9 protein-coding genes and 1 pseudogene are annotated in these 12,695 nt (G+C 56.1%); 9 read left to right on the top strand and 1 reads right to left on the bottom strand.

Going from position 1 to position 12,695, the window contains the following annotated elements:
- The first annotated feature begins 89 nt into the window (after positions 1–89).
- Both C492_RS08385 and C492_RS08380 read left to right on the top strand, forming a co-directional pair.
- On the top strand, positions 90–1,538 hold the full coding sequence (locus C492_RS08385) for an aldehyde dehydrogenase family protein (RefSeq protein WP_049892878.1): 1,449 nt from the start codon (positions 90–92) through the stop codon (positions 1,536–1,538).
- A gap of 91 nt (positions 1,539–1,629) precedes the next feature.
- The gene (locus tag C492_RS08380) at positions 1,630–2,613 is read left to right on the top strand and encodes an ornithine cyclodeaminase family protein (RefSeq protein WP_008422384.1); all 984 of its coding nucleotides are present in this window, start codon (positions 1,630–1,632) and stop codon (positions 2,611–2,613) included.
- Positions 2,614–4,496: 1,883 nt separating this feature from the next.
- On the opposite strand, the gene C492_RS08370 is transcribed toward C492_RS08380, so the two are convergent.
- The gene (locus C492_RS08370; RefSeq protein WP_049892884.1) at positions 4,497–5,258 is read right to left on the bottom strand and encodes an IclR family transcriptional regulator; all 762 of its coding nucleotides are present in this window, start codon (positions 5,256–5,258) and stop codon (positions 4,497–4,499) included.
- A gap of 461 nt (positions 5,259–5,719) precedes the next feature.
- On the opposite strand from C492_RS08370, the gene C492_RS08365 reads away from it, so the two are divergent.
- From C492_RS08365 to C492_RS08340, 7 genes and pseudogenes are all read left to right on the top strand, one after another.
- A complete protein-coding gene (locus tag C492_RS08365) occupies positions 5,720–7,087 on the top strand; it encodes a GntP family permease (protein WP_049892883.1) in 1,368 nt (455 codons plus the stop codon).
- Positions 7,088–7,189: 102 nt separating this feature from the next.
- Complete coding sequence (locus C492_RS08360) at positions 7,190–8,353, top strand: mandelate racemase/muconate lactonizing enzyme family protein (RefSeq protein WP_049892877.1); 1,164 nt, start codon at positions 7,190–7,192, stop codon at positions 8,351–8,353.
- On the top strand, positions 8,350–9,159 hold the full coding sequence (locus C492_RS08355; RefSeq protein WP_049892876.1) for a creatininase family protein: 810 nt from the start codon (positions 8,350–8,352) through the stop codon (positions 9,157–9,159). The genes C492_RS08360 and C492_RS08355 overlap by 4 nt, the downstream gene beginning before the upstream one ends.
- A 126-nt stretch (positions 9,160–9,285) precedes the next feature.
- Complete coding sequence (locus tag C492_RS08350; RefSeq protein WP_049892875.1) at positions 9,286–9,657, top strand: Rid family detoxifying hydrolase; 372 nt, start codon at positions 9,286–9,288, stop codon at positions 9,655–9,657.
- Between the two features lie 30 nt (positions 9,658–9,687).
- Entirely contained in the window at positions 9,688–10,077 is a 390-nt protein-coding gene (locus tag C492_RS08345; protein WP_008422370.1) for a hypothetical protein, read from the top strand.
- A 114-nt stretch (positions 10,078–10,191) separates the two neighbouring features.
- Positions 10,192–11,469 (top strand): HEPN domain-containing protein, encoded by a 1,278-nt coding sequence (locus tag C492_RS23600; RefSeq protein ID WP_152424848.1) that lies wholly within the window; start codon positions 10,192–10,194, stop codon positions 11,467–11,469.
- A 618-nt stretch (positions 11,470–12,087) separates the two neighbouring features.
- Positions 12,088–12,695 (top strand): annotated as a pseudogene (locus C492_RS08340) (IS630 family transposase); the annotation flags it as partial.

Raw genomic sequence — 12,695 nt, 5'->3', positions numbered from 1 at the left:
CCGTGTAGGCACCGACGGCCGGTCCAGTTCGGACGGTCAACCGAGCGTCGTGTTGGCTAGCCAGCGGTGACGCGACGGCCCACCTACCCATGACTGAGACACATTACCAGTACATCGACGGCGTGTGGACCGACGGCGATAGCACCGACGAGATCACGGTTCGCGATCCCGCCGCTCCCGAAGACCCGATCGTCGCGTTTTCCGGTGCAAGCGAGACCCAGGCCGAAGAGGCGGTAAGCGCGGCTGCGGCAGCAAGCGACAACTGGGCGGCGACGACGCCCGACGATCGGGACACGATCCTCTATGAGGTCGCGGAACGCATCGATGCAAACCGCGACGCACTCGCGGAAACGCTCACTCGCGAGGAGGGGAAACCGATCTCCTCGGGTCGGGGCGAGGTGAGCCGAGCTGCAGAGATCTTCCGGTTTTTCGCGAGCTACGCTCGCAGCGCTACCGGGGAGACGATTCCCTCGAGCGACCCGGAGACGCTGACATACACCGTTCGGGAACCGCTCGGCGTTGTAACGCTGATCACACCCTGGAACTTCCCGATCGCGACGCCGAGCTGGAAACTCGCCACGGCGCTCGCAACGGGGAACACGGTGGTACTGAAACCCTCCTCTGAGACGCCGATGATCGCAAAGCAACTCGTCGAACTCCTCGCGGAGGTCGGGGTGCCCAATGGAGTCGTCAACCTCGTCGTCGGCTCCGGGTCGACGGTCGGCGACGCGCTGACGACCGACGAGCGCGTCGACGGCGTCTCTTTTACCGGGTCGACGGAGACCGGTCAGCACATCGCCGAGACGGTGGCTACCCGGGGGATCCCGATCCAGACCGAGATGGGCGGGAAGAACCCACAGGTCGTGCTTCCCGACGCCGACCTGGAGGCTGCTGCCGACGCCGCGATTAGCGGCGCGTTCGGAGGCTGCGGCCAGGCCTGTACCGCCACCAGCCGGTTAATCGTCCACGAGGACGTCGCTGATGAGCTGACCGCGGCTGTCGTCGAACGTGCCGAGGCGCTGTCGATCGGCCCGGGACTGGACGATCCCGATATAGGGCCGGCCGTCTCCGCCGGCGAAAATGAAACGAACCTCGAGTATATCGAGGTCGCCGAGAAAGAAGGTGCCACGCTGCAGACTGGCGGTGGCCAGCCGGCTACGCCCGAGGCAGGCTACTTCGTCGAGCCGACGGTCTTTACCGACGTCGAGCCTGGGATGCGAATCGCCCAGGAAGAGGTGTTTGGACCCGTACTTGGCGTCATCGAGGTCGCTGACTTCGACGAAGCTGTGCGCGTCGCGAACGACGTCAACTACGGGCTCTCGGCCAGTATCTTCACAACCAATATGGCCAAATCGCGATCGTTCACCAAACAGATCGAAGCTGGCGTCGTCAAAATCAACGGCACGACGACCGGTTCGCACGTCCAGATGCCGTTTGGCGGGATGAAGGCGTCGTCCTCGGAGACCCAGAAGGAGCTCGGCCAGCACGCCTACGAGTTCTACACCCACGAGAAGGCAATCTACCGGTCGGATCCATAGCGGATCGAGCGCCTGTGCGCCCGTTCCGACGTGGCCGCGTTGCCGGGAGCCGAAACCGTTATTGGGGGCTCCTACGAACTGCTGGCAGGGAATGACTACCAAGCTGTTTGCCGAGGACGACGTCGAGCGTCGCATCGATTTCGCCGAGAGTCTCGAGACGGTAACACAGACCTACGTCGAGGCCGCCCGTGACCGGGTGTTGAACCCGCCGAAGCTGGGGATGCACATGGGCGACGATGGCGAGTGGCCGGAGTTGAACGCGTTCGCAATCGACATGCCCGCCTATGTCGACTGGCTCAAGGTCGCCGGGCTGAAGTGGGCCGTCGCGACCTGGGACGGGGACACCGATCGCCCGATTAGCTCGCTGATTCTCCTGTTCGACGTCGAGGACGGCGTGTTTAAGGCCGTGATGGAGGGGATGTATCTGACCGGCGTTCGCACGGCCCTGCAGTCGGTCGTCGGATTGGATCGGCTCGCTCCTTCGCCGCCCGCGTCCGTGGGGCTATTCGGTGCCGGCTTTCAGGCCCGGTTCCAGGTCGCGGTGATTGACGAATTGCTCGATGTCGCGGAGATCCGCGTGTTTGACACCGACCGGGCGACCGGTGAAGCGTTCGTCCGAGAGCTAGATCCGGAGCTTGGAGTCGACCTTGTTGTCGCCGACCGGCCCCGGGCGGCCGCCCGCAGCGACGCGGTCATCACCGCCACGAACGCACAGAGTCCCGTCGTCGACGACCGGTGGCTCGAGGAAACCGACCTCGTCGTCGCGCTGGGGTCGTACCAAGAACTCGCGGACAAGACGATCCTCGAAGCCGATCACGTGATCGTCGATCATGCCCAACAGTGTTTGAATCGGGGCGCGCTGGCATCGATGGCCGAGCGGGACGCCCTTGGGCGAACGGATCTGGACGCGACGATCGGGGAGATCCTCGACGGCGAGTACAGCGGCGTGATCCAGGCCGACGACCGAACGCTGTTCGTCCCGATAGGCGTGGGAGCCGTCGACGTCGCGCTTGCCGAGCAGGTGTATGCTGCGTCGGTGCCTCGGGGGTCGATCGGCGAGTTCGCGTTCGTTTGAGCCGTCGCCAGGCAGCTCCGTCCTTGGGAATCGGCTGTCGCATCCTGAGGACGGGACGTCAGCGCTCGCGATTGCAGTCCGGCGGCATCTCAGTGTATATGAATGCCGAAGATTTTAGGAAATTATCAGTTCCTCTATGATCTTGACGATTGTTAACTGATCCAAACAGCGGGTTGTAGCCACTGTCCGAGTAGGAACGCCGTCGTTTGCCCTATGGAAATATTTCGTCTCATAGCTCATCTTATGTCGGCTTCGGTCGACTTCGTTCGTTTCTGCCTTCTGGAAAAATTCTTTCGAATACTTGTCGGGCTTTAGTTCACCTTAATCATATATTCCCGTATATTGGTCGATAGAAGTAAATACTGTGTGAAAAGCTCGATAGAGATTAGTAATATTCAAATTAACTAGCTACTCTCGTGACGGTGTTTCTCCTCTTCCATTCGAATCAGCGGTCGCGAGTATGGCAGATCTTCCTGTCTGATTAGAATATATTATGTCGAGGGTGTCATACAATAGTTCTCAAGCAACATTATTCTCGGTCAGGTAGGATGGATAAAACACGAGAGCAGCTCAAACGCTGGTGGAAGCGTAGAATGAGACTGCTATAATCATCAAATAGCGGGTGTGAGACGTATTCTATGACACCCTGTATGTCTGTTAAAAACGATTTGGCGGCCGTCGAATCGGCCGCTGTACGTGATTTTCGAATCGGAGCGTATCCGCAGGTCCTCGCAGGGAAGGATCGTCTCGAGAATCGTCGCGATGCCGTCATCGAGGTCGACGTCAGCCCACCGGAGGCCGCGGCGCCGATGTCGGCCGGATCTTTCAGTACCTCACCCCAGACCCAGAATAGGCGATCGCGCAGGCGCTGGTGCAAGATCGGCATCGGTGCGATCGACTCTTGGTAAGCGCTATCGACGCGCCAGCGAACGTAATTGAGGATGGTCTAGCGCTGCTTTGAGTTCCAGAACTGCCGCTCGTACTCGTCGCTCGAGGGGTGGTCAGAAAGCGATTCACGGGGTTCGGGCTTCTCAGCCGGGTTCTCCCCACGGTAGTCCGACTTGACGGTCCACGCGAGGAACGCCGAGATGTAGTCGTAGTACGTCTACGCCATCGTTGCCGAGATCTCGCTGTCGCCAGCATCGCCGGCTTCGATCCGGCGGGCGAGATGGCTGGCGTACCGGCTCATGTGGTGTTTCGCGACATCTTCGACGGTCGTTACGTCCAGCCGCGCCTCGCAGAAGTCGATCCAATCCTCGACGACGCGCTCGAGATTCTACCGATAGTTCGGTGACTTGTCCTGCTTGAACTCGAGGCACTCCGTAAGGGCGTCCTCGAGGGACGTTCCCGGGGTGTAGCCGCTGAATCGTTGATTTCTATCGACTTGGCTCGGCAGAGGGCGTCGCCATTAGTAAAGCTACTTGTGACTACTAATCAAAAGTACGCTCGTCTCAGTGATGAATTACCGCTTACAGCCATCTCGAGGTCTGTAAAACCAGGGCCAATGACATATCTCCCCTCATAAAGGTAATATTGATATACAGAAATTTCTTCTCAAGGTTGACCTCGATCTAGAGCCCGCGCGAAGAAAGGATCACGTGACCGTGAGAAATTGCGTGGATTCAGACGACCTCAAAGAGCGTCGCCACTCTTGAGCAAGCAATCCCGGCGAGAGTACAGTCCCTCAGTCAGGCGGAATCAACGCTGACACGATTAGCTCCACACACTCGTCTGTTGTCAGTACTGACGTGTAGTCCATCTCGCCATCGATGCCACCCTTCAGCAGGAAGCCGGTGAGTCGCCAGATATTGTAGAGCAATACCGCGAACACGGAATTTCGATCCTCGTAGACATTATCAATCGGTTCCTGACAGCACTAAGGTCTAATAGCGGGTCCTTACTTCGATTTCGTTTTTCGCGTACTCCAGCGAGTCGAGGAGATCAGCGAGATACGAGGAGCGAAACCTGCTCTGCGGGCCCGTAATGCCAATCGAGGCGATGACATTTTGATCGTCGTCGAGAACCGGCACTGCGATTCCTCTCACGCCTCGCAGGTGCTCTTCATCATCGATCGCGTACCCCTGCCGACGTATCTCTTCGAGTGCGTCCTCGAGTTCGTCCCGCTCTGTGAGCGTTCGTTCGGTCCCACGCGGGAGCCCGTGACGGTCGATAATCTCGGCGCGCCTAGCAGGGGATAGACACGCTAGGATGGCTTTGCCCAGCGACGTCCAGTGCATAGTCGAGTGATTCCCAATCGGGATCTTGTCGGCGGTGGCCATATCACCGGAGCTGCGGGCGATAATAACCCGCTGACCCCGTTCTTCTACCGCCGCACCCGCGATTTCGCCCGTCGAACCGGCTAGCGCTTCGACTTTCTCTTTGAGTAACGATGCCGCGTCACGCCGCTGTCTGACAGTCCCGCCGTCGGCTAGAAACTGAAGCGACCGGCGATACTCGGTACCTTCTTTCACTACGTATCCCCGTTGGAGTAATGTGTTTAGATGGTTGAAAACGGTACTCGTGGACATTTTGAGTTGCTCCGCGATCGCTGAAACCCCTGCTGGTTCCAGATCATCGAGCGTCTCCAGAATATCGAACGAAGTCTCGACCGCGGTGATCGTCTTCTGTGAGCAGTCATCAGCCATGCTGCCGTCTCGTTTGTTCATGAGCAAAAAACCTCTTCTGCATCGTCGACTAGATTTCCGACTCTGTCGAAAAGACAAAACTGAGGCCGGCGACAGGGATACCTTTACAGGTAACCCAATGCTTGCTAAGGAGTTCTGCCGACTTCTGCAGTCTGAACGCTCAAGCGACGTATCGAGTCGGTTTCCTTCCTATCTTCGGAAACTTTTTCGGCATGATCGGAAGATCCCACAGGGAACGTGCAAAAGCAGTACTCAAATAGGAGACGTTCCACTGCGATGAAACGGTCGGAGCGGCTGCACAACGTAGTTTTGCCGCCGACGGCGTCGCCCTCTTGCGATCCCCTAATCCACGGCCCCGGACTGTGTTTTTGGCACAATCGGAAGCGTTTCTGTCAAAAAGTTCTGAAAATAAGTCTAACTGGGGGAATAAATTTATGTTTGTTCAATACATGTGCCAGGGTATGGCATTCGAACATGCCCCGCTGGTAGCATTTGGAATCGGTTTGATGATGACAGTACTACTCCTGGTGAAACTCAAATTGCCGGCGTTCATCGGTCTGATAATTTCGACGTTCGCCGTCGGGACGGTAGCGCCCCAGGTCCCGCTCGGAGACATCGCGTCCGAAACCGCGACAGCGTTCGGTGATACGTTCGCGGGGGTAGGGATCCCCATCCTGATGGCGGCAGTGATCGGAAAGACGATGCTGGAAAGCGGTGCTGCTGAGCGCATTATCCGCTCGTTTACGGCGATCACGGGCGAGGATAACGGCGAGTACGCGTTGTTTGGGAGCGGGTTCGTCCTCGCGATTCCTGTCTTCTTCGGCAACGTGTTCTACCTGCTTGCGCCGCTCGCTCGCTCGATGCGGGCACGAGTCGGACACAGCTATTCGCTGTTTATCGTCGTCATCTGCGCTGCCGCCGCGACGACGCACGTCTTCGTTCCTCCCACTCCCGGCCCGCTCGCCGTCGCGTCCGAGGTCGAGGCGAATCTCGGCACGACGATGCTCGTCGGGATGCTGGTCGGCTTCCCGACGGCGGTGCTCTCGGGGCTGGTTTACGGTAAATTCATCGCGAAGCGGATCGACATTCCACTCCGCGACACAATGGGGACGACGACAGAGGAGCTCAAAGACATTTCACAGCAGCCCGCGTCGAACCTCCCGGGCGTGCTGGAGGCGTCTCTGCCAATCCTGCTCGCCATCGTGCTGGTAGGTGCACAGACCATCACCAACACGTTCTTCTCGTCCGGCGACTGGTTCGTCGCGCTCTTTGCATTCGTAGGGAATCCGAATTTCGCGCTGACCGTCGCCGCGCTCGTTTCGGCCATCACGTTCTACCGAATGAACACGGACGACCTGGAGACGTGGGCGGACGAACTGACCGAGGCACTAAAGGAAGGTGGAAACATCGCCGCTATCGTCGGGGCGGGCGGGGCGTTCGGCGGGATGCTTGCTGCGGCCGGCGTCGGCGGGTACATCTCCAGCGCGCTCCAGGAACTCGGACTTGGTCTCATCATCACCGCGTGGATCATCGCCGCCGCAGTTCGTATCGCGCAGGGATCCGCAACCGTCGCGATGCTTACGACTGCCGGAATCGTAGCGCCCCTCATCGGACAATTGACGGTTCATCCGGCGTACCTCGTAATGGCCATCGGTGCGGGCGGCAACATCCTTTCGTGGTACAACGACGGTGGGTTCTGGATCATCACCGAGATTGGCGGGCTGACACAGGCGGAGGCGCTCAAAACGTGGACGGTCGTCACGACCCTGATAGCGGTCTTCGGACTCGTCTTCACTCTCACCATTTCAACGGTGATGCCCCTCGCATGACGGACGAATACTCCGATTTGGGCACATGCAGTCCACCGATACGGTCGCCGTGCGCGACGGTTATGACTCGATTCGACAGCTAATCACCTGACAGAGATACCCATGAAAATTACAGATATCCAAGCGTTCGCGGTCAACGTTCCACTCGTTCCGTTCGAAGACGGAGGCATTGGACCGTACGTAACGAATCACAACTCGCTCGATGACATGGACCGTGTCCTGGTCCGGGTCGACACCGACGAGGGGGTCTCCGGCTGGGGAGAAGTCCGCGTCTTCCTCACGCCGGAGGCGACCGTCTCCATCATCGAAGATGGAATCCGCCCGCTCGTCGTCGGCCAGTCGCCGTTCGAACTGGAGAAGCTTCGACGACAAGTGTTCATCGAATACGCTAACGCCGACATGTTCTTTGCACCGGTCGAAGTAGCGTGCTGGGACATCGTGGGCAAGTCGCTCGATAAGCCAGTGTACGAACTCCTCGGGGGCTGGACGACGCCAAGCCAGACGGACGTGAGACACCGCGACCATCAGGACGACTATGGCGACGCTCGAGAGATCGACGTGGCGTACTGTCTCGGTATTCTCCCGACCGACCAGTCTAGGCGGCGTGCCGCCGAGGTGCTTGATGCGGGCTACTCCGTGCTGAAGACAAAAGCCGGTCGCGACTGGAGAGAAGATGTCGCCCGCATCAAAGCGATGCACGACGAAGTCGATGGCGAACTGGAGTTCCGACTCGATCCCAATCAGGGCTGGACGATTGATCAGGCGATCCGCGTCGGCTCGCAACTCGCCGATGCCGGGATCTACCTCCAGTACATGGAACAGCCGATCCGAGTCGACGCACATAGATCGATGGCCAGCCTGAAAAACCAGACTGGGCAACCGATGGGACCGAATGAAGACACATACATCCCGCACAACCTGCGCCGGCTCATCGACGCTGGTGCCGTCGATGTCGCGGTCCTCGATCTGACGCCGGCGGGCGGTATCGCGGGGCTCCGCCAGCAGGCGGCTATCGCAGAGGACGCAGGGATCCCGGCCGCTCACCATTGCGCGTTCGATCTCGGCGTCCGGACGGCCGCGATCCTGCACTCCGTCCATGGCGTCCCTGGTTTCTCGCTCCCGCCAGATTCGGTCTACTACGGCTGGGAAGACGACGTTATCCGTGACCCGTTCGAGATCTCTGATGGGGCGCTGTCTGTGCCGGAAGGTCCCGGACTGGGCGTCGAAGTCGATCGAGACAGCATTGAGGAGTACCGCATCGCATGACGTGCCCAACTGCCAGATTCGACGACGTGGTCTCGCTTGGTGCACAATCCGCGAGCGATATCGCGAGCGTCGGCGAGACCGACGGCTCCGTGCTCGTCGTTCCAGTCGGCAGCATTGAGCAACACGGGGAGCATCTCCCGGTCATGACCGATACGCTGCTGGCGAACGGTGTCGCGACAGCGGGCGCAAAACACGCGGCTGAGGATGTGCCCGTTCTGGTCGCACCACCGATCAGACCCGGTTACTCCCCGCATCATCTCTCGCTCGGCGGGACGCTTTCGGCAGGGTTCGAGACGCTCCTCAATTTCGTCCGTGACACTGCCGATTCCGGGCTTGAAAACGGTTTTGACGCGCTGTTGCTGGTGAACGGCCACGGCGGGAACACTCCGCTCATCGGCGCTGCCGTGTCGGAACTTGGACGCGAACACCCGGAGACCGAGATTCTCGGAGTCACGTACTTCGAGCTGGTGACCGATTTCGTAGACGAAGTGCGCGACAGCGACACGGGCGGGATGGCCCACGGCGGGGAGTTCGAGACATCGCTGATGATGTATCTTCACCCGGAACTCGTCGACACCGACGCGATGCCTGCGACCTACTGGGACGAGCAGTACGACCTCGGTGGGGACGACCTCGTCAGCGGCGGTCCGCTGTCGGTGTATCGCCAGTTCGAGGAATACTCCGACAGCGGTGCGATCGGCGATCCGAACGTCGCGGACGAGACCACCGGCGAACAACTCTTCGAGGCGACGACGGAGGCCTTTGCAGAACTCCTCGTAGAGGTGCACGAACAGAACGCCGACTGAGTTCCTCCCTCGACGGACGCCGTCTGCCGTTTCGAGACGATGGTCGCGATCCATCGCCTCGCCGGTGACGGTTCATGTATAGCCAATCAATCTGACGATTCCACAGCAAATCACAGCAACACCACTATGGACGAAATTTCGACGACAGCAGCACCGGACAGTATCGGACCGTTCTCCCAAGGTATCGTGACCGACTCGAACGTCTACGTCTCTGGACAGGGACCGGTCGACCCCTCGTCGGGAGATGTCATCGATGGTGATGTTCGAAAACAGGCAAGACGGACGCTCGAAAACGTCGCAGCCGTACTCGACGCCGCCGACCGTTCTCTCGATGATGTCGTTAAGACGACCGTGTTCGTGACGGACATGGCCGATTATGAGGCGGTCAACGAGGTGTACGCCGAGTACATGACGGCTCCGTTCCCGGCTCGAAGCGCCGTCGAAGTGACGTCGCTACCGGTCCCGATCGACGTCGAGATCGAGGCGATAGCGGAGTAGCGATCAACACGCGGAGCACGCCGCGTCGTTGTGCTGCAGAGGTCCAATGTTCGCAGCTCCGGGGACGAAGAGAAGAGGCTATTGGAACAGACCAGAAATGAAAACCTAATGTCAAGCGACTCGGAGTCGTCTCGAGAGCAAACCTTTCCATCCCCGGTTGACCTCTTGTCGACGCTCGAGGCCTGCAACATCCAGTATCTTGATATCGACGAGACTCGTGCACTCGTAATCTACCAGACTGCAATTCTCAACCTCGAGGTTCTCGAGGGCCTCGTAACACTCGGGGACGGTGCGGCCGTCAGCGAACCGGCGGACGGCACGGATGAATCGGTCACGGATCGACTGCTGGTCGAACAGCTGGGTCCAGAGTTCGGAGACTGGATCGGTATCAATCGCGAGGCGACTGGAAAGGTTCGTTGAAGATGGCTTATAATATACCGAAACTCCAGAGGAAGAGACAGGAATGCCACTGAGAAATTGGACCGTCCTATGAATCTTGTAAAGAATTTATAGAAGGATTTTCTTGATGTCGGTATGGATGAGGAACTGAAGATACTCATCAGAGAAGCAGCAGAGGTATTAGATGAAAACGGACGTACTTCATTTGAGAATTCCAATAGGATTGAAAAACTACTCGCTTTTATAATTGAAAAATTGCATTTTCCGCGTAGAAGATATGGTATATCTGGGAAAAGGTTTGAACATGAGATGAGAAATATAATTGGACAAATCGATCCAGAGGAAGACATTGAATCGAAATTTCAGGAATCAATTAACGAACTAAAGCGGAAACTTGGAACTAGTGAAGAAGAGAAATACTCCGTTATATTCCCATTACCAATAAAAACATCTAGTATTAATAAATATAAGTTTGAATTTCATGGAGCAACTATCAAACAAATAGAGGATGAGAGGGGGATAGACCTCTTAGAAACAGCACAAAAGGACATATCATTTGGGTCCGGTTTCCAGGACTCTCCCTATGAAGTATCTACAGAAAGCACATTTTGGAAGATCAATATTCCCTCGAATGATCCATATTTTGCGATAGAGAGAGCGGAATTCATATTAAATACATTCTTAGCAGAGTTGAACTATCTGCATCATAAAGAAACTGTGATAAATTATGAAAATACAAGTTCAGGTCCGTGGCCAAAGAGTTGGAGTGATATCATTTTTCCCTTTTGTATTTTAGTATTCCGTAACGAAGAATTTGTCGTGGCAGAATTTTCAGAGGATTCTCGTCCCAGAAACCCAGTCATAATTGATCAATGGGTACTGGACGAAATAGATAATCTTCCTAGGTTTTGTGATGAAGACTACGAAATAGATGAGCAATTAATATCAGGTCTACATTTCTTTTTCGACGGTATAACAAACCCAGATAGAATTAGTTCGTTTCTTGATTTCTGGCGCGGATTAGAAACTCTAACCTTATCTGAGCCTGGAGATTCATCCAGTGACATTACAAATAGAGCGGCTACAGTAATTCGACCTGACGATGAGGAATTTTTCAGAAAGCACATTGATAGGATAGTCGATATTCGTAATGGACTGGTACACGGGAACACCGATATTGACGTTTCTCAAGCAGATTTAAATCTATTAAAAAATCTACATGAATCACTTATCAGCCATTATGTGTATAAAAGAGGAGAGTGGAGTAAGTCTGACATAAAATTTGTGCTACATAAGTGCGAAGTTGGAAAGGAAGAACGTATTCAGCAACAAAAAGAAGCAAGAATGTTAAATCGAGAAAAAATAGAACGAGAAATAGATATCTTGGACGAGTTGGTTGAGGACGGAGATTAGGGAAATTATGTGAATAGGCTATGGAATGACTCCATTGAACAGTGTCTCAGTGTCCTCGGTCGGAAGAAACCCGGTCGTGTCTATTTCCAGAATCTGCTGAAAGATTTTTTTAGTGTCTCTCTGAAAGAGTGGTGTACAAAGATCAGCAAGATACACAGGTGATAGAACAGCTGTAAGTGCGGTTACTGGGACCCAAGACAGCAAAGGAGGTTGCTGGTCACCAGCAACCCCCACCCTACCCTCACTGAGTTAGGGTGGGGGTGGTGTGACCACCCTAACTCAGTGAGGGTAGGGTGTTGGGCTTCAGACCTTCAACTCATCTTGTTCACTGCTCTGTTCAGTCACAGACCCACTGTTCTTTGCCATCTCTCGCCCTCTCTATCTTCTCTCCCCCGTCTCCGGAACACTGAGGCAAGAAAAAATTGTAGTGCCGATCCCCGACAGTACTAATCAAGCCTATGAAATTCGATTGATTGCTTTACTTGGCACTGTCTATAGTAACCGTTAGAATTTTCCACCCATAGGTTGTTGCAGCTTCTAATGGATCATCTCGACGAAATCTCCGTCGAAGAACTTCACGANTTAGAATTTTCCACCCATAGGTTGTTGCAGCTTCTAATGGATCATCTCGACGAAATCTCCGTCGAAGAACTTCACGACGCACTCGACAACATCGAGGGGAGAAAGCCGACACAGCGACTGTTAGCGGCAATTGCGTACAAAAACGGCGTTACGCAGACTGAACTAGCCGAGTGGCATAACACCGGCCGGCGAACAATCTACAGCTGGCTCAAGCGACTCGACACTGACGAGTCGCTTGAGCAGGCTGTCACTGATGCTCACCGATCTGGGAGAAAGCGAAAACTCTCAGAAAAAGAGCAGCAAGAGTTCGAAGACACAGTCCACGGATCTCCCGAGGAAGTTGGGGTAGACGCGCCGGCGTGGACGCCGGCGCTCGTCCAGCAGTATCTTGACGAGACCTACGATGTCGAGTANAAGCGGGATTGAGCTATCAAAAACCACGTCCTACAGCCGCCGAATCAGATGCTGAGGACCAAGAAACGTTCCGCGAAGAACTCAAAAAAGCGGCGGGAGATGGACGCCACAGTAGTCTGTATCGATCAAACCAAGAAATCTGTCCAAGTTGAGCCGCGTGCCGCGTGGTTTCCGCGCGGCACGCGGCCGTCCGTCGAACTGTCTGGGCAACGCGACTGGACGTGTCTGTT

The sequence above is a fragment of the Natronococcus jeotgali DSM 18795 genome, from assembly GCF_000337695.1.
Classification (GTDB): Archaea; Halobacteriota; Halobacteria; order Halobacteriales; family Natrialbaceae; genus Natronococcus; species Natronococcus jeotgali.
The sequence above is the reverse complement of the archived record's forward strand: the minus strand, read 5'-3'. Positions and strand labels throughout refer to the sequence as shown.

Excerpts from the sequence above, each read along its gene's own strand:
- C492_RS08365 (WP_049892883.1), top strand. The coding sequence starts at position 5,720 with ATGGCATTCGAACATGCCCCGCTGGTAGCATTTGGAATCGGTTTGATG.
- C492_RS08355 (WP_049892876.1), top strand. The coding sequence starts at position 8,350 with ATGACGTGCCCAACTGCCAGATTCGACGACGTGGTCTCGCTTGGTGCA.
- C492_RS08360 (WP_049892877.1), top strand. The coding sequence starts at position 7,190 with ATGAAAATTACAGATATCCAAGCGTTCGCGGTCAACGTTCCACTCGTT.
- C492_RS08370 (WP_049892884.1), bottom strand. The coding sequence starts at position 5,258 with ATGGCTGATGACTGCTCACAGAAGACGATCACCGCGGTCGAGACTTCG.
- C492_RS08350 (WP_049892875.1), top strand. The coding sequence starts at position 9,286 with ATGGACGAAATTTCGACGACAGCAGCACCGGACAGTATCGGACCGTTC.
- C492_RS08380 (WP_008422384.1), top strand. The coding sequence starts at position 1,630 with ATGACTACCAAGCTGTTTGCCGAGGACGACGTCGAGCGTCGCATCGAT.
- C492_RS08385 (WP_049892878.1), top strand. The coding sequence starts at position 90 with ATGACTGAGACACATTACCAGTACATCGACGGCGTGTGGACCGACGGC.
- C492_RS23600 (WP_152424848.1), top strand. The coding sequence starts at position 10,192 with ATGGATGAGGAACTGAAGATACTCATCAGAGAAGCAGCAGAGGTATTA.